Origin of the sequence: Niallia sp. FSL R7-0648, assembly GCF_038007005.1 — a bacterium.
Taxonomy (GTDB): domain Bacteria; phylum Bacillota; class Bacilli; order Bacillales; family Cytobacillaceae; genus Niallia; species Niallia circulans.
This window is the reverse complement of sequence record NZ_JBBOWE010000001.1, coordinates 1,422,948-1,441,610: the sequence shown is the minus strand read 5'-3', so window position 1 is coordinate 1,441,610 and position 18,663 is coordinate 1,422,948. Positions and strand designations below refer to the sequence as shown.

Sequence of the window (18,663 nt, the reverse complement as noted above, 5' to 3'; positions counted from 1 at the left end):
TGAGATAAAGGAAACACGGTGAACGGTAGGGAAGCGGCGGGAAGCCCATCATCCCTGGACACTCGGAGCCGGACAAATCGAAAAGCGGAAGCGCCTTAGTTATCGTTATACAAACTGGTAGGCGTCTGACTTAGCATCTATAAATGAGATAAGTTTTTTTGACATAAAATACACATAGGTTTTACTAAGCTTCTCTGTTACCTTTTTCTCCTCTTTCCCGATTAAGTCCATATAATTGTGTAAAAAGAATCCGTAATTAATTTTGATATAGAAGCGATTACGAAATCTTCTATCGTTTTAGTATTAAATGAACTTATGAAAAAAAGCGTGACCTGTATCTAAATGCCAATTCTTATGAACGTTCTACCGACCGACGTGATTACCGTAAAGGCTATTATGAGCCAGAAAAAAGACACCTTATAAAAGCTGCCTAATCAAACGTTTCATATATCTCTTTTCTAGAGGACTCTATCTTTGAATATTAAAATTAATATTTCTAAAAAATTGCTAGATTCATAATTCTAGAATTTCAATTATCTCGTAGCCTCTTTTGCATCTGTTTTATCAGCAGTTTGTGGTGCATTTCAGTTCTGTTTTCTATCCCATACATTAGTTTGTTTTTATTAACTACACTATATAAATCGCCTATACCAATTGCATTTCCTAGTTCATGTGTAGCCGTTACGGTGTTTTTTTGCAGTAGTTCTACCATTATTTTTACTTCCGCTATCAAATCTGCTCCATCAATAGCCTCTTCGAAGGAATAAGTTAGATAACTCCAAATAAACTATAGTAGTTTGTTGCTCATGTCTCTCTCCTTTTTTTTGACCATTTCCTCTATTCCAAAATATTACAATATTAGTTTATTATACCCTAGAATTAAAAGAATCTAAATTAAGTTTGTAACATTGTAGTTAAGGAATTTACACATTATTTCGGACTTGACTTCTTGCCCCTTGCTCGGTCACAGATGGTACTTCTCTATTACCTTTTCCACCTCAAAAAACTGCAGACAATCAATAAAGTTTGTCTGCAGTTTCATACCAATCTGATTCATCGCTTTTTCTTCCGCTTCATTTGTAATAATTGTTCCAAATGATTTTCGCTGTCTACCTTTTCCGTCTTTATCTTCTCTAGCGGTTTTTCTTGCTTTTGTTTCGGTTCTCTGCTTGAAACATCTTTCTTTAAAGCAACTGGTCTTTCTTTAGGTGCTACACTTTTTTTCTTCTCTATAGAAGATACTCGATTATTTTGACGCTTACCTCTTTTTCTCTTTTCAAAGACAGGGAAAAATTTCACTGGTAATCCAAGTCTTCTAATAGCAATTTCGAAAAATAGAAGCAGGAAGCTAATCAGCAGCAAGATTTCAGTAATTTCCTGCTTTTGTTTAACTGGATCCTTTAACGGACGAAACGCTTGTGATTCTTTCTCCAGCTGAGATCCGTTAGTTATCGCCAGAAGCTCAGCAAGCTTTTCTTTATTTGCTCCGGTAATTAAATATTCGTCTGAATAGGGAACGGTAAATCCTGATTGGTAAACAGTAACGTTTCCGTCCTCATCTGTTTGTTTAACATGAATAAAATAAAGACCAGGATCATCGTCAACATCCACTTCATATTTTCCTGGAGCAATCATTTTTGTATTTCCTTCCACCGTATCTCCTCTTTCGGAAATAATGGTTGTTTCAATCGGAAGCATCGATAAATGATCAGCGGTTATCGATAGATAGGTTCGGTCTTTCGCTTTTTCAACGGATAAAGAATATGCTTCCGAATCGTACTGTGGCAGGGTATTTGCGACCATTTTTGTCATAAAACTACTCCATTGGTTCCAACGCGCCCAATCTCCTGCCCACATACCATTTACATCAGAAGTGAAAGCTATTGCCTTACCTAAACCGTATTGCCATTCCGCTAGAACAGGATCTTTTTTTGTACTCTCAATTGGAACGGTGCTTTCTGATTTTGGCGTTGTTGCGATATAGGCATTCATTTTTGGTACCCCTTTACTAAACAAGGAATCCCATCCGTAGCCAGACTTTATTTGAGGATAAAACGGATTATCCTCAATATAAGTTCTTGTCGCCATAACAGTTTCTCTTGATAGAATCGAAGGAATTACCGAAGAATCCTGTACATCATAAAAACGTCCAGCTCCCATTTCCGCTAATTCTTCTAATAAATTCCGATCTGCATCCGCCCCCAAAGCCACTGTTGAAATTGTAACGTTTTTCTTGCTGCCATTATTAATTAACTCTTCATAATTATTATTCGTTGCAGATTGTCCATCTGTTAGCAAAATAATATGTTTTCTTTTTACATCTAAATCACTGATTTGCTCATAGGCTTCCAGTAATGACCCATAAATTTCGGTTCCGCCGCCAACTGGGACAGAACGAATCTTCTCTACAACTTCCTCTTTATTTTTCAAAGGTTCAGGTTCTACAATAACCCACGGTTTATCATCAAAAGCTATAAATCCTAATGTATCAGTCTCTTGAAGCAATTCTACAGTCCGAGCTGCTGCTTCTTTTGCTAACGAAAATTTCGATCCGTCCATGCTTCCCGAACGGTCCAAAACAATCATTAATGCCAGTGAGGGCATTTCCTTTTTCCCTTTTATATCCATATCAACAGGCAATAATTTTTCGATAGGGGTTTGAAAATATCCTCCTAACCCGAAACTGTTTTCTCCACCCGTCATGAGAAAACCGACGCCAAAGTCTTTAACGCTTTTTTCAATAAGACTCATTTGCTTTTCCGTAATATCTGTTGCTGCAATATTATTAAAAATAATCGACTGATAGTTTAAATAGCCAGAAAGCACAGTAGGAAGCTGAATAGAGGAACGAACCTCTACTTTATACCCAGCAGCTTCTAATGCTTGAACAAATGCTTCATTGGGACTATTTTGCACTACTAAAATTTTCGGAATGGTTTTAACCGTATTGACAACCTGAAGCTTGTTATTTTCAGCATAGGCATCATTCATAAGTTCAACTTCTGCTTTATATGTTACCAAGCCAGTCTGTTTTACAGGAAACTGAATAGGGATTACATTTGTACCTTCTTTCACTTTGATAGACTTTGAGACAATTTTATGATTATTTTCATAAAAATGAAGTAATCCCGTTTTCGCCTTATTACTTTCAATTGTTACAGAAACATTTGCTTGTTCCCCTTCAAATAAAGTGGACGGCACTTCTACATCTGTAACAGCAGTATCTTCATATAAAGAGGGCTCAAGCAGCACAGTGTCTAATTCAATGGAGCGGTTTTTTAATAATTTTGCCGCTTCAGTAAGATTTCCCATCGTTTCGTTCCCGTCGGTAAACAGTATAATCCTACCGCCGCTATTATTGGAAAAAACACTGCTGGCAAGGTTAAGCGCCCCTTCAATATTTGTGTGGTCTTTGCCTAACTCCTCATTCCATTTCGGAAAACGAAGTTCATCTTTGCCCATCATTTGCTCTATAGTTGTTTTTTCTCCGAAGGAAAGAACACTATAGAGATCTTTTTCTTTTTTATATCGCAAGCTTTTTTCCAGCCATTCAAGCTGCTGCTCTCCTGCATCTTGTACACTTGCACTGCGATCCATCAGAAAAACAACTTGGTTTTCTTTTTGCGGCAGAACTATTTGTGGAATGGCAAGCGCAAGAATTAATAGAGAAAAAATCAAGCTTCTTAAAAAGAGAATAACTTGTCTTTCTTTTCTATTTGACATCATCCTTGATTGTTTCCAGTACCGATAAAGAAGAAAGACAATAGGAAGAAAAATTAATAGAATGAATGGGTATTTAAACTCTATCTGCACGTCGATACACCTCCCATTCCATACATAAAATGATCAGCGCAAGCAAGCATAAAATATACCATAACCAATCATTCTGCGTTTTTGTCATTTCATTGCCTATTAGTTTATCTTCATTTAGAACAAACGACTTTTGCGTAGCAGTCGTCTTCTCTCGATCATCTAGATTTACTGAAAAATAAAGAATTTCAGAGCCATTTGTCAATTGATAAACACCAGGCAGCTTTGGTGCTTGGAAACCATCATCCAATGAGAAGGTTCTCACTAATTGGTCGCTTTCATTATAAATATCCCACTCTGTTTCTTTGCTTGTTAAATGAATGGTCCGCGATTCTAATGGCTGAAAATCACCAACATAATTGGATTGAGAAGAAAGCCATTGATACATATTATATAAAAAGATCGGAAAACTTGGATGTAATGGCCAATCACTATCTTTTAAGTCAAATTGAATAGCTATAGCGGGCTGATTATTCCATTCACCTTTTTGAATTAACGGCAGTTCTCCACTTTTAACAATGGGTTTCATCGTTTTCATTGTCTGCTTCGTTGCACTTGTGATAAAAACATCCTTCATATCGACATGTAAAAGTAGTTCATCCTCACTTGGTTCTATCACTGTTTGCACTTCTTCTTTTTTTCCACCTGTAAAGAAGAAAACAAATGGGCCTTCGATATGTTCGGGTAACGCAGAACCAGATAATAGGAAAATACCATCCTGTTTTGTGAGAAAATCTTCTTTATTCTCCATTTGGATAACTTGAAGACCGATCGCCTCAAATCCTTTTACCAAAAAAGGATTCATTTCATTATCAGTATACATAGTTGTTGCCTGTTTATTTAATACAGCGGTTTGCATATTATCAACTAAAAAATCATCTGTTACATTAAGTTGGGCACTGTAATAAGATTTCTCAGGAAGATCGTTTATCGCAATTACTTTTCTTTCCTTTGGCTCTAATTCAATATCTTGTTGATAAAGCACTGTTTTTTCACTTTCAACTTGAAAAGGTATTGTTTTTTGGGAATCTGTTTGGTTTTCCACCATCGCAATTCCCGCTATTTTATCGGCATTTTTTGATACACCAAAAGATAAAATTGAAACATTTTCTGCTTTTTCCTGCTCTTGATTATGTACTTTTACATAAAAAGAATCGATATTTTTTATTCTTTCCTTCTCTACCCCATCCGAAAAAATATGAATGGCCGTTTTACCCTCTTTCGCTAGACTTGCCGTCAGCTCTGTTGCACTTTGCCAGTCTTCATGTGTATAGGAAAGTTCTAGCCCTTTGATTGCGGCACTTATTTTATCTCGCTCTGACTCATTATGCAGAAGTATTTGAGGACGATCATTTACCTCTAAAATCGTAACGGCTTGATTTTTCTGAAGACCTTTCATCATTTCGAGTGCTTCTTTTTTACTATCTTCTAAACGGTTAGAGCTACTACCATTCGCGGCCATCGAAGCCGAGGTATCAAATAAGAATATGATTTGCTCCCCTTTCATCGTTTCTTTAGCAAAATATGGTCCTACTAATGCAAACATCAAGAGTAGCAAGCATAGAAGCTGCAGCCAGAATAGAACATTATTTTGCCATTTATGAAACCAGGAGGATGCCCTCATTTCCTTAAGAACTTCCTCCCAAAGTAAATTGGAGGGGATAGTTTGTTTTGTATATTTTTTGCGAAAAAAATATATTAGGATGAATAATCCAATAAAAATTAGCAGCAAAAAATAATAGGGTTGTGCTAAATGCATTTTGTCTCTCCTTTTGGCTCGTAATGAAAAAGAATTATTGAACCAATCCAGCAAACGCCAGTTCTCGTAAAATAATCGTTTGGATATCCAGTTTATCGCTGATTTGGCAATAACGGATACCATTTGTAGCACAAAGAACTTCTAGTTCTTGATTATGCTGATCGAGTCTTTTTCTATAAAGTGTTTTAATCGAGCTATTTAGACTTACATCCACGGTTTTTCCATTTTCACTATCGACTAATTGTATGTCACCAGATAGATTCGGATGAATCTCGCTCTCACTTAGTAATTGAATCAGCCATATTTGCTGATTGCGGTATTTTAATCGTTTAAAACTTTCCTCAAATAATGGCAAAGCTTCTAAACCGTCTGTTATCAAAATAATCATTTGTGTCGGCGCTTTTATAGAACTGCTTAATGATTGTGTGAAGCTTTCATTAATCGTCTGCTCCTTTACATCAACAATCTCATAAAAGGTTCGTTTATTATGAACTGAACCTTTGCGATGAAAGGAATGCTTTGTAGAAACAACAGAAAAACTCAGTCTATCTTCATGGGATAATGTGATATAAGCTAAGCCTGCTGCTAATTCTCTTGCTAGCTCCCACTTGGAAGGTATTTGTTTCATTGAGGCAGTCCCATCAAGGAAGATACTAACTGATATCTCCTTTTCATCTTGAAATCTTTTAATATATGGCTTATTAGTTCGGCCATATACATTCCAATCGATTTGGCGAATATCATCACCAGGATGATAGATTTTATAATCAGCAAAATCCAAGGAGGTTCCGTGAATATGAGATTTTCTTCGACCATTCTGCATTCCTGCACCCTTCGTCGAAACTTGCAGTCTTTTTCGGTTCATTCTTGCTAATAAGGAATGATAGTTCTTCATCGTCCCTTCCCTGCTTCAATGCGTAATGTTTTTTCCAAAATATCTTCCATAATTTGATCAGTCGTAATGCCCGCAATTTCCCCTTCAAAATTAAGCAAAATTCGATGTCTAAACACTGGTAGTGCCGCATAACGCAAATCTGCCATGGAGACATGCAATCTTCCAGAAGCTAATGCTCTTGCTTTTGCCATGTTTACTAAGGACTGCAGTCCCCTCGGACCGCTCCCTGCCTGAATATACTTATTTCCTAATTCTGTCGCATCCTCCGAACCAGGATGAGTGGCAGAAACAATATTGACAGCAATATCTAAAATATCATCCGCAACGAGAATTTGTTTGACAAGACTTTGTAAATGAAGAATATCCTCTACAGAGGCAACACGCGTTAATACAGTTGACTCCGTTCCAGTAGTCTTTTTAATAATGGCTTTTAGTTCTTCTTTTGACGGATAAGTAACATGCAATTTACATAGAAACCGATCTAACTGAGCTTCCGGCAATGGATAAGTTCCCTCCATATCAAGGGGATTTTGTGTTGCCAATACAAAAAATGGCGCTGCTAATTTTTTCGTTTCCCCCATAATGGTGACTGTTTTCTCCCCCATCGCTTCCAATAAAGCACTTTGCGTTTTCGGTGTTGCACGGTTAATTTCATCTGCAAGAACAATATGCTTAAATAAAGGTCCTTCATGAAAATGAAATTGTTGTTTTCCTTTATTATCAGGCTGCAGCACCATCGTACCAGTAATATCTGCTGGCATTAAATCTGGCGTAAACTGAATTCGCGCGAAGGATAAGTCCATGACTTCCGAAATAGTGCGAATCATCATCGTCTTTCCAAGACCTGGAAGTCCTTCTAAAAGTACATGTCCACCTGCCAGCATACTCCAAAGTACCTCATCAGTAATTTTTTCCTGTCCGACAATGAATTTGCCAATCTCCTCTTTCACCTTTTTAAGCAAAGCCTCTGCTTGGATAAAATCCTGTTCCACTAGTTCTTTTTCCATCTTTTCCCCTACTTTTCATTTGGTTTGATATCAGTAAAATAGTTCTTTACAATATTTTCCAAGTCATTTGGCAATTTATATCTTGAAATACTTTCCCTGTAAGAAGCTTCATATTCTGAAAATACCTGTTCATACGGACGAATATTCCCTTTTAGAACGGGCCCTTCCCCTTCTGTCATCTGACCTTGCTTGCCATTGCCTAATTTACCTGAATCCACTTCGACATTATCTTTTCCATCTGTTTTTTCCGGTACTGTTAATAATTCTCTGCTTCCGCTTCCGAATCCAGCTCCTGGGCCATTCCCATTCCCTGATCCACCAGCACCATTGCCTGAACCGGAGCCATTTCCTGAGCCTGATCCTGATCCATTGCTATTACCTGCACCATTACCCGAGCTGGAAGAACCATTATTTCCATTTGTTGAGTTGCCCTTATCATTCTGCCCTTGCTGACTACTGGTAGTTGTTTCTCCTGAAGAAGTTGTTTCATTATTACTTGAGCCATTGGCAACCGTACGAGACTTAGGGATTGTTATTCCATTTGCTAGACTTTCATCCTCCAGCTTTTTCCCTACCTGGTCAAGTTCTGCTTGCACAGTTTCTAATTGTTGCAGCAATTCCTCATTATTCAGCAATTCATCCATTTGTTTTAATAGCTGTTGAAGCTGTTCTTCTGATAATTGCTTATTTGCACCTGTCAATTGATTGAGAGCATCTTTTTGTTGATCTGTTAATTGTTTATATTGTTCGTTTGCTTTTTGTAATTCTTTCTGTACTCCTTCCTTATCTTTCTCTGAGATAGCCTTAGCGAGAGATTTCAAACCTGCCTCATTCAGCATGGATTCTGTCTGTTGGCGTTCCTTGCTTTTCTCTTGAATCTTTCTCTTTTGCAGTTGGAGCTCTTTCGCCTGTTTTTCCAATTCTGCAAAGGTTTTTTCGACCGTGTCCTTCTTTTCTAATTGCTTTTGGATTTGTCTTAGCTCTTTTCTCACCTGTTTATCTGTTTCTTTTTTTATCGCTTTTTCTAATTCCTTTTCCGCTTTAGCGATTGTTTTTATCTCATTCTCTTTTTTCTTGGCAGCTTCCATATTCGCTGATGGAAAAAACTGTAACAGTAGACAAATGATGAAACATACCATTCCTGAAAGAATAAATTTCGGATAAATATATCTTTTCTTTCGGCTTAATACAGCTAGTTGTTTCTCTGTCATTTGCGCTATCGCTTGCTTTACAACTACTTGTTCGACCGCACCTTCACTATGTAGATAGGAAAAGGCCGTCGTTGCATAATCATCGGCAACAAACTGATTATATAGTTTTACCGCTTGTTTTTCTGTTGGCCATTTTCTCCATAAACGGAGGAGAGAAATGGAAACACCAAGACCCAGCACGGCGAAGAGATAGTATAACAAAAAAGGCAGAATAAAAAGATACGCCATTATGGAAAGGAGGAGAAATCCTCCTCCTATAAGTGCTAGTAATAGGCATAGCTCTTTTGCAAGCAACTCTCTCACAATAGATTTTCTTACTGGTTTGAGCAATTCCTTATACTGCTGAAGATTTTCCATAGACTTATCAACTTCCCTTTTTCATATTGGCACGTAAATTACGAACACTAATTGTTAGTGACAGTGCAATCACAATACAATAAGTAATAAGGTGGGCAGCCCAAATCGGAAACTTAATGCCTGTCAATTCTATAATTTGTTCCGAAACAGTTGGTTCAAATATATCTGCAAGCACAATACCAGGATTAAACATGGCACTAAAGTATACAGATGGAACTTTTGCCGGAGTCGCAGAAGCATGAATATTCGCTATTTGAAAAAGGATAAGAGAAATAACTGCCGTTCCTGCCACAATAAATAACGCAACACTATAGGTTGTCACCATACTAACAATTGTTTTGCGTATAAGGGTTGAAAATAAAACACCAAAGCTGCCAATGACAAGCATCGTAAATAAGCTGAAGAAAAATACTTGTGTTAACTGCGTTGGCGAAATCCCACCATATAAAAACACAAAACTATATATCGGAAGACTTGCTAAAATTAATAGTACTAAGTACGAAATGGACGAAAGCAATTTGCCGAGAATAATCGTAAAGCTGCTTTGGGTGGTTGTTAAAAGAATACTTAAGGTTTGTCTTTCCCTTTCACTACTAATTACCCCACCTGTCAGTCCTGGTGTAATAAATAAAACTAATCCTAATTGAACAAACGCCAAAAACATAAACATCAAGCGACTTTCCTGTGGTTTAAAAAATCCATTTGGGCTCGAGGTTCTGAGTACATACATTAAAGCAACCATCAGCAAGGTAAGCGCAAGCAGATAAAACAGAATTCCGACAAATGTTTTTCCTGAACGAAAACGTAGCTTTAGCTCTTTATTTAATACTGGATTCATGAAATAAGCTTTCAAGAGAATTCAACCTCCTTTGTAATCTCCATAAAGACATCCTCTAAATTGCTCTCCATCTCTGAAAAACTAATAATCGGAATTTCTTTTTGAATCGCTGTTTTTAATAATTCTAGCTGCTCTTTATCTCCACCTTTAAAGAGGAACTGAATTGCTTTGCCATCTTCCAGCACTTCTATCTTTGTAATTCGTGGACTTTCTTCCAAAAATGCAATCGTTTTTTGTACATCAAATGTTTTGACATTAATGATTTTTTCACTCTGTAATTGCTGTTGAATAGCTGAAACCGTTCCTTGCGCTACTAATTTTCCTTGATCCAAAATACCAATGACATCACACATTTCTGCTAATTCTGGCAAGATATGTGAAGAAATCAGAATGGTCTTTCCCATATTCTTTAATTCTTTTAAAATCTCCCGCATTTCTATTCGTGCACGTGGATCCAATCCAGATGCAGGCTCATCTAGAATAAGAACTGCTGGATCATGAATTAAACTTCTGGCAAGACAAAGTCTCTGTTTCATCCCTCGCGACAAAAGATCAACATATTCTTTTCTCTTATGAGAAAGATTTACTAGCTCTAACAGCTGCGGAATTAACTTTTCTCTTTGTGCAGCCGAAATTCCATAGCTAGCACCATAAAAATCTAAGTATTCTTCTGCTTTTAACTGATCATAAACACCAAAGAAATCAGGCATATACCCTAACTGTTTTCTTACCTCTTTCGGCTGTTTGATAATATCTGCACCATTTATCGTTGCTGTTCCAGAAGTAGGTGCTAATAAGGTAGCAAGAATGGAGAAGGTCGTAGATTTACCAGCTCCGTTCTGGCCGACAAACCCAAACACACATCCAGCTTCAATTTGTAAATCTAATGGTTCAAGTGCTGTAAACTTCCCATACTTCTTGGAAAGACCTTTAATTTCTATCATTCTTTTATCTCTCCTTTCACCTTAACAGTTGGCAATTGCATGTATGGGTCTCCATTTGTTGCTTTATTCACCTTCAGCGTAATTTTTCTATTTTCATCCAAATAGTCGGCAATCTTTTGTTTCTCCAATTTGAAAAGATTTTTTACTTCTTCATAATTTCCTGTGCGTTTATTATAAATACTGTATTTCACACCTGGAGTTCCGCTTGCTTGTATCGTAATAGATTCAAAAGCAATCGAGCTATCTTCATAAGATTTCGGAATTCCAAGTGTATAGAGATACTCCCCATCTTCTAACGTAAAATCATTTTCTTGGAAATTTTGATTATAGACAGTTCCTTTAATTACTGCTAGTTTCTGGTACATATCTCCTTCATTCAAGGTAAAAGGCCCAGGAAAATTATTGGCTATTGTAAGAGGCTCCATTATTAAATTAGTGCTGTTCTTCGTTACCTTTCCACTTGTTAAACCAACCTTGATGATATCCTCATTTGTAATTCCAATTAATAATGGATCTCCAGTTGTCACAGTCTGAAAATACTCCGTATTCAACACCAAGCCTGAAGCAACTAATTCTCTATATTCATTTAAATCATTTCCATTGTAATCATAAACATAGGAACCTTGATTCGAATCAGATGGTTTAGAAAAATACTTATGCTTACGAGAAACCTTAATTTTTTTTGTTTCTCCAGCAGCAAGAGAACCTAATTCGATTTTTTCCGTTCCCGACCATATAAATAGGTTGGAGAAATCATATGGAAAATGATTTGTTATGGAACCAGTAATCTCTTTTTCTGTTGTTTCAAACTTATGACTGAATCCACCTTCTACTGGGATACTGGACTTGCCGTACATAGTACGACTGGACCAATACTCTACATCCGGAAAAATCACTTCATTCTTTTTAATTTTTTCCTTTGTAACGGCCTTCGTTTGTAATTCTCCATATCCAGTAAAAGGAATAGGAGTATACAAATTTTTATCATACATAAATGTAAAATCACCAGATTTATTCGATAAAAGAGTTGTAGCTTGATATCCAGATAAATAGTTATTGCTATATTGATAGACACCCATTTCATTAAATTGCGGATTTCTTATTTTATCCTTTGCACCCGTTAGGAACACCGCAATCGATAAAAGAATCGATAAGCTCGGTATAATCCACCAAGCATGCTCCCGTTTGTCGATTCTTTTTAACACAACGTATAAAATCGGCACAATAACAAGCAAATAACCTGTCAAAATAATTAATAATATACTAGTGGAAATAGTGGAGCTCTCGAAATATTCATTTGCTTGCACAAAACTATTATAGAGATCACCAATTGGGTTACTGTTATATTGAGAATTATTGGCATGCTGCGAACTTTCAGCTAATAGTATTTTTTCTATCCAACTATTAAATCCGGACCAGCCAAGAAAACTGGAATCACTAAGTGAAAAGGAAGCTTGAATAATTTTTCCTTCACCGAGCTCCTTTTTCGCAATAATCGGCTGGTCATTATGTAAAACAATTGCTTCTGCGCCCTCTATTAAGGTAGATTGATAACCATCTATTTTCGCTTGCTGTTTATTTTTTGTGTCTAGAACCGTCAAGGAAAAAGGTTCTTTTTTGCCAAGTGCGAGCGGCATCGATGTTTCTAAATGACCGTATGCTTGCTTTCCATTTGGTTGTGCACCAGTAATCAAAATACCTCCATTTTCAATCCATTTTTTTTATTGCTTGCTGCTGCTCATCCGTTAATTCACTCAGTGAAAATTGATCAACCAGCAGATAGCTCATTGTTTCAAGCGCTAATGCCTGATCAGGTATTTCTTCTTTGATCATTTCCGTTGTATAAATGGAATTACTAGGCAGCTTTCTTAAATCTTTAAATTTATCATATTGATCAGTAAGAATACCTAAAGTCTGTTCAGGGATAAGATTTACCCTTACTTCTTTTACTCCAGTAAAAGTTACTTCATCTCCATTCTGCCAGCTTCCGCGATATAATTTCATCTTTTTGTTAGCATAATCTGTATCAGAAGAAATCCCAGGGATTGTGACCATATAGGTCTTCTTACTATTTGCCGGGATATCGACAGAAACTAATGTTTGTCCTCCAGCTTCATAGCTTGGAGAATAGGGAATTAATAAATCTCCTTTAAAGTCTTCTCCTGTATTTTCCATTGTAACTTTTAATTGAAATCCTCTTCCATCCATTACCTTACCAGCTAATCCAGCTTCTGTTGTGATTTTTATTGTGTCAGTAGAAGCAGCATTTGCTTCTTTGACAATAAAAGTAGTGGCCAAGAACAAGATAAAACATATAATTATCACTTTCTTTACTTTTCGCAAACTATGTTTCCCCCATTTTCTATTTTTTGGTTCTAATTAATAAACGATTGACAGTTGTTTCCTCCCTACAGTAAATGACAAAAATATTATAATGTAATTTTACACTAATACAAACTTTTTATACATATATATTTTTGAATATTACAAAATAAATGTCTCTCCTTCATTAGACGAAGAGACTGTTGCAAATGTTTTATGTATTAGAAACTATTTTTGGGAAGCATTTAAAAAAACTTCTGTAACCTTTTAACAGAAGTTTGATTTTAATATTGTTCTATAATTATCGGTGCTAGTATTTTTTTGTAAAATACTCATTTCGCCTTCATTCAATCTTTAAAGGCAATTCAACTAACTTTGAACACAAGCTAGTTTAAATGGAAAAGGATAAGGATACTAGTTGGTATTGCTATTAGAATGGCACCAATTATTTTCATGCGCAGGCCAGATAAGCTGCTTAAAAAAAGATTTTCCTCTTCTAGCGTAAGGAAATTTTCTCCTTCTGCTCCTTTCAATTTTTTGGCTGGTAAGGAATCACCTAGTTGAGCATAAGCATGATGCTGAACAAGATGACCTTTTACTGTTAAGACAACGCCTCCAATAAGAATAAGCAATACAACGCTTTGAATAATCAAACGTTTTCCCTCCAAAAAAAGATATTACTTTTATTATTATTCTTATCCTTATTTTTATTACGTTTTTGCAATAATTTAACATTCAGTTAAAAAAAGATGTCGTAAGTTTCCTTTACGACATCTTTCCAACCTAACTCTCTTTTACTCTTCACTTTGCTCTACTAAGTTTGAAAATAAACCATAGACATATTTTTCTGGATCGAAGCTTTGGAGATCGTCCATTTTTTCACCTAATCCAACAAATTTAACTGGAATATGTAGTTCGTTTCGAATTGCTAACACAATTCCACCTTTTGCTGTTCCATCTAATTTTGTTAGTACAATGCCACTTACATTTGTTGTTTCTTTAAATGTTTTAGCCTGTACTAAAGCATTTTGCCCAGTTGTGGCATCTAGCACGAGTAAAACTTCATGTGGTGCACCTGGGACCTCTCGTTCAATTACTCGCTTAACTTTTTCTAATTCCTTCATTAAATTCACTTTATTCTGCAATCTTCCAGCTGTATCACAAAGAAGAATATCTGCTTGACGAGACTTAGCAGCCTGTACAGCATCAAACATAACTGCTGCTGGATCAGAGCCTTCTGTATGTTTAATGACATCCACACCGACACGCTCTCCCCATACTTCCAACTGTTCGATTGCTCCAGCACGGAAGGTATCACCTGCAGCAAGCAAAACTTTTTTCCCTTCCTCTTTATACTTATGAGCAAGCTTACCGATTGTCGTAGTTTTCCCTACTCCATTTACGCCAACAAACAAGATCACAGTTAAGCCTTCTGCTTGCATATTAATCGTAGAGGATTGGTCTTCCCCATTCTGATAAATAGCAACTAACTTTTCGGAAATTACATCTTGTACTTCTTTTGGATCTTGAATATTTTTTCTTTTCACTTCTTTTTTTAGCTCATCAATTAGTTCCATGACTGTTTCGAAACCAACATCTGCTCCAATTAAGATTTCTTCCAGCTCTTCGAAGAAATCTTCGTCTACTTTTCGATAACGTGACACAAGTTCATTTACTTTTTCGGAAAAGTTATTTCTTGTTTTCGATAAGCCTTCTTTAAACTTCTCCGTTACGGTTGTAGTCTGCTGAGACATTTTTTCTTTTAACTTTTTAAAAAAGCTCATTATTATCCCTTCTTTCATTACAAAATATGGTTATGTACATGTAAACTGCTTATCGTAAACATTAAAAGTTTCCAAGGCCTCTATCTTGACAGAGCAACAGGCCTCGGAAGTGAAATTAGAAATGTTTATTAAAGCGAATTAAGCTTCTAACTAACTATAAAAAAATTATCCATTTGCAACTAATTCCTTTGTTTCACTTAAACGAACGGAAACTAGCTTTGAAACACCTGACTCTTGCATAGTGACCCCATAAAGAACATCTGCTTCTTCCATTGTCCCTTTGCGGTGAGTAATGACAATAAATTGTGTTTCATGGCTATAACGTTTTAAATAGGAACTAAATCGGAATACATTTGCTTCATCCAATGCCGCTTCCACCTCATCCAAAATACAGAAAGGAACTGGTCTTACTTTTAGAATGGAGAATAATAAAGCGATGGCTGTTAGCGCTCTTTCTCCCCCAGATAAAAGACTTAAATTTTGAAGTTTTTTCCCTGGTGGCTGGGCTACAATCTCTACTCCTGTATTTAAAAGATCTTCTGGATTTGTTAATACTAAATCAGCACTTCCTCCACCAAATAAACTTTGGAATACCGTTTCAAAATGAGCCTTTATCCCTTCAAATGTCTGCTCAAATCGATTTTTCATTTCCTCATCCATTTCATCGATTACTTGGTAAAGGGTATCCTTCGCTTCTTCTAAATCTGTTTTTTGTTCGAGCAGGAATTCGTATCTTTCCGAGATTCGCTCATATTCCTCTATGGCCCCAAGATTTACAGTTCCTAGTTCTTCCATAGCTAATTTAATGAGCTTTACCTTTTTACGGGCTTCTTCAACTTCTAATGTTAAAGGATAATCAAGCTTAGCCCCTTCATACGTTAATAAATATTCCTCGCGTAGATTCGTTAATCGTGTATCTAATTCCACGTCTACACGGTTTAATTTAACTTCTTCATCCTTTAGTGCTTGAACAATCCCTCTATGAAGCCTGCGCTGCTCCTTTGTTTCCAGCTCCAGCTCTTCTAAGCGCATTTGTTTTTGCAATCTTTCCTCTCTGCGTAAAGAAATAAGCTGGATCGTTTCTTGTTTTTCTTGCAGTTTTTGTTCTGCTGCTTCTTCTAATGTCGCTTCCCCTGAATGAGAATTACTCATTTCAGAAGAAAGCAAGCGTAAGTCCTCTTTGACAAGCTCCCACTTTTCTTCTGTTGATTCATGTTCTTGAATGATAGCTGCTAACTTGTCCTTTTCATGGCGGAGCTGTTCCTTTTTAGCTGCCGACCGAATTCGTAAATCACTAATTGTATTTACGACTGATTCTTTTGAAACTGTTTGTTTATTTTTTTGCTCGGTAACTAAAGCAATCTCTTTATCTAATTCAGATAACTTTTTACTTTGCTGTTCCAGTTTTTCTTGCAAAACAGTTCTTCTTTGCTGCAGAAGCTCTTGCTCTTGATGTGAATCGGCCTTATTGCGGTCATATAGAGACAATTTATCATTCATTGCTCTTTCTTCGAATTCCACCTCTTTTAAGTCATCTTTCCATGTCTGAATTTGGAAACGAAGATCTTCCACCTTTAAGCGCGCTTCTTCTATCGATGATTCTTCTGCTTGCAATGCTGCTTTTCCTTTTTTCAGCTGTTCCTCAAGCTTTAAAGATGTTTTATCCATTTCAAAAATCTTTTTCTTAAGCTCTTCTAATTCTCCTTTTCTGGTGATGATTGAAGCTTGTTTCTGCTTCATCGCTCCACCAGTCATCGACCCACCAGGATTAACTATCTCCCCTTCTAACGTTACAAAACGGGAACGATATTGAAGAATTTTCGCCATCTCATTGGCGCCCTTTAAATCCTTCGTAATCACAACATTTCCTAATAAACTACGGATAATTTCCCGATATTGACTGTCATAATTAATCAAATCTGCCGCAACCCCAATAAAGGATGGATGCCCTTGAATTAATCGTAGTTGGGAATCAGCAAGCGTTTTTCCCTTAATAACATTCATTGGTAAAAACGTAGCTCGTCCAAACCCATTCTTCTTTAAAAAAGCGATTGCTTCCCGTCCATTTTGTTCTGTTTCCACCACAATATGCTGCATCGATCCACCTAATGCAATCTCTAAGCTCACACTATATTCCTTTGGTACTTGCATTAATTCCGCAACTGCACCTCTAATCCCTTGTAAGGATTTCCCTCTAGCTTTAAGTACTTCCTTTACTCCGTGGAAAAATCCAGAATAGTCATCTTCTAATTCCTCAAGCATTTCTTTACGTGATTTCGCCTGCTGTGCATATTGATAAGATTGATAAAGCGCCTTCTCTACTTGTTGAACCTTTGCTTCTATTCCTTGAAAATGACTTTGCTTTTCCTGCCAGTGTTTAGACCATTTCTCCAGTTCATCAGATAGTTCCTTCAATTTCTCCGTAAACTTAGTCTTTTTTTCTTGAATTTGCATACGCTCATTTGTGAAGTTAGCATTTTCTTCATCAAGCTGCGACGTCCTTTTTTCATGATTTTCTAGTTGTTGAATAACCGAATTCAATTCATTTTTTGCCGCTGCTTGATTACTCACTATCTCAATATAGTCGCTTTTTAGCATCTCAATTTTTTCTTCTAGGTTCTCATTAAAAAGAGCAAGATTTTTTTCATTAGCTTTTAAAGTTTCTTCAATCGCTTTCGACTCTGCTTGCAATTCATGAACAAGCTTTTCTTGCGTTTCTTTTTGCAGCACAAGAGTTTCTACTCTTTCTTGCAGCTCCACCTTGCTCTTTTCAAGCTGATCACGATTTTGTGTTGCATTCTTCTTTCGTTCTTTTAATACTTCTTTTCGACCTTCTAATTTTTCTAATTCTTCACTCACTAAAAGAAGTACTTGTTGAAGATCATCAATCGATTCATCTAAAGCGGCTACTTCATTTTTCACTTCCTCCATCTTCGCTTCCTTATTTTGCAGCATAGAGGATAGCTTTAGCTCTTCTTGTTTATATGTTTCTAATTGCTTTGAAATAGCTTCAAATCGCTCATGCGCTTCTTCAATATCATGAACCATTAAGGCCACTTCAATCGATTCAAGATTCTCTCGATGATGTAAATATTCCTTAGCCATTGAGCTTTGAATCTTTAGTGGCTCAACCTGACTTTCTAATTCATGTAGTATGTCATTTACACGGTTTAGGTTATCTTGTGTTTCTACAAGCTTTCCTTCTGCCTTTTTCTTACGAGTTTTATATTTCAATACGCCTGCTGCTTCTTCAAAGATAGACCGGCGATCCTCTGCCTTACTATTTAAGATTTCTTCGACTTTTCCCTGACTAATAATCGAAAATGCTTCGCGCCCAAGCCCTGAGTCCATAAATAAATCAATAATATCTTTTAGACGACAAGATTGTTTATTAATTAAAAATTCACTATCTCCTGATCGATATACACGCCTCGTTACACTTACTTCATGGAAATCCAATGGCAGGAAATGATCTTCATTTTCTAAAGTTAACGTCACTTCTGCAAAGTTAACCGCTTTTCTTGAGTCACTACCTGAAAAGATAACATCCTCCATCTTACTTCCACGCAAGGACTTTGCAGATTGTTCTCCAAGTACCCAACGAATTGCATCCGTAATATTACTCTTCCCACTTCCGTTTGGTCCTACTACTGCCGTCACACCTGGCACAAAATCGACAGAAATCCGATCTGCAAATGACTTAAAACCGATAACATCTAACCGTTTTAAGAACATG

General features: G+C 36.6%; 13 protein-coding genes and 1 pseudogene. 1 reads left to right on the top strand and 13 read right to left on the bottom strand.

Annotated features, from left to right (window positions below; all coding sequences use genetic code 11):
* Window positions 1–255: 255 nt before the first annotated feature.
* Window positions 256–407: pseudogene (locus NSQ89_RS25325) on the top strand (IS256 family transposase); the annotation flags it as partial.
* Window positions 408–529: 122 nt separating this feature from the next.
* Here NSQ89_RS25325 and NSQ89_RS06720 read toward each other — a convergent pair.
* The 13 genes from NSQ89_RS06720 to smc all read right to left on the bottom strand — a co-directional run bounded on the left by NSQ89_RS06720 (window position 530) and on the right by smc (window position 18,662).
* Entirely contained in the window at window positions 530–712 is a 183-nt protein-coding gene (locus NSQ89_RS06720; RefSeq protein ID WP_341132392.1) for a hypothetical protein, read from the bottom strand.
* A 341-nt stretch (window positions 713–1,053) separates the two neighbouring features.
* Window positions 1,054–3,813 carry a VWA domain-containing protein gene (locus NSQ89_RS06715; RefSeq protein WP_341132391.1) on the bottom strand — a complete coding sequence of 920 codons (2,760 nt, stop codon included), beginning with the start codon at window positions 3,811–3,813 and terminating at the stop codon, window positions 1,054–1,056.
* Window positions 3,797–5,569 carry a vWA domain-containing protein gene (locus NSQ89_RS06710; RefSeq protein WP_341132390.1) on the bottom strand — a complete coding sequence of 591 codons (1,773 nt, stop codon included), beginning with the start codon at window positions 5,567–5,569 and terminating at the stop codon, window positions 3,797–3,799. The genes NSQ89_RS06715 and NSQ89_RS06710 overlap by 17 nt, the downstream gene beginning before the upstream one ends.
* Before the next feature lie 34 nt (window positions 5,570–5,603).
* Window positions 5,604–6,464, bottom strand: a complete 861-nt coding sequence (locus NSQ89_RS06705; protein ID WP_061796718.1) for a DUF58 domain-containing protein — start codon at window positions 6,462–6,464, stop codon at window positions 5,604–5,606.
* Window positions 6,461–7,471, bottom strand: coding sequence for an AAA family ATPase (locus NSQ89_RS06700; protein WP_061796720.1), 1,011 nt, complete (start codon window positions 7,469–7,471; stop codon window positions 6,461–6,463). The genes NSQ89_RS06705 and NSQ89_RS06700 overlap by 4 nt, the downstream gene beginning before the upstream one ends.
* An 8-nt stretch (window positions 7,472–7,479) precedes the next feature.
* Window positions 7,480–9,039 (bottom strand): hypothetical protein, encoded by a 1,560-nt coding sequence (locus NSQ89_RS06695; protein WP_341132389.1) that lies wholly within the window; start codon window positions 9,037–9,039, stop codon window positions 7,480–7,482.
* Between the two features lie 7 nt (window positions 9,040–9,046).
* Window positions 9,047–9,892, bottom strand: a complete 846-nt coding sequence (locus NSQ89_RS06690; RefSeq protein ID WP_047939974.1) for an ABC transporter permease — start codon at window positions 9,890–9,892, stop codon at window positions 9,047–9,049.
* Entirely contained in the window at window positions 9,889–10,821 is a 933-nt protein-coding gene (locus NSQ89_RS06685; protein ID WP_047939973.1) for an ABC transporter ATP-binding protein, read from the bottom strand. Before NSQ89_RS06685 ends, NSQ89_RS06690 begins: the two co-directional genes overlap by 4 nt.
* On the bottom strand, window positions 10,818–12,515 hold the full coding sequence (locus NSQ89_RS06680) for a hypothetical protein (protein WP_341132388.1): 1,698 nt from the start codon (window positions 12,513–12,515) through the stop codon (window positions 10,818–10,820). Before NSQ89_RS06680 ends, NSQ89_RS06685 begins: the two co-directional genes overlap by 4 nt.
* Before the next feature lie 13 nt (window positions 12,516–12,528).
* Window positions 12,529–13,164 (bottom strand): hypothetical protein, encoded by a 636-nt coding sequence (locus NSQ89_RS06675; RefSeq protein ID WP_341132387.1) that lies wholly within the window; start codon window positions 13,162–13,164, stop codon window positions 12,529–12,531.
* Window positions 13,165–13,529: 365 nt separating this feature from the next.
* Complete coding sequence (locus NSQ89_RS06670) at window positions 13,530–13,796, bottom strand: hypothetical protein (RefSeq protein ID WP_061796729.1); 267 nt, start codon at window positions 13,794–13,796, stop codon at window positions 13,530–13,532.
* Between the two features lie 141 nt (window positions 13,797–13,937).
* On the bottom strand, window positions 13,938–14,927 hold the full coding sequence (gene ftsY / locus NSQ89_RS06665) for a signal recognition particle-docking protein FtsY (protein ID WP_047939970.1): 990 nt from the start codon (window positions 14,925–14,927) through the stop codon (window positions 13,938–13,940).
* A gap of 165 nt (window positions 14,928–15,092) precedes the next feature.
* Window positions 15,093–18,662 carry a chromosome segregation protein SMC gene (gene smc / locus NSQ89_RS06660; protein ID WP_341132386.1) on the bottom strand — a complete coding sequence of 1,190 codons (3,570 nt, stop codon included), beginning with the start codon at window positions 18,660–18,662 and terminating at the stop codon, window positions 15,093–15,095.
* Between the last annotated feature and the right edge of the window lies 1 nt (window position 18,663).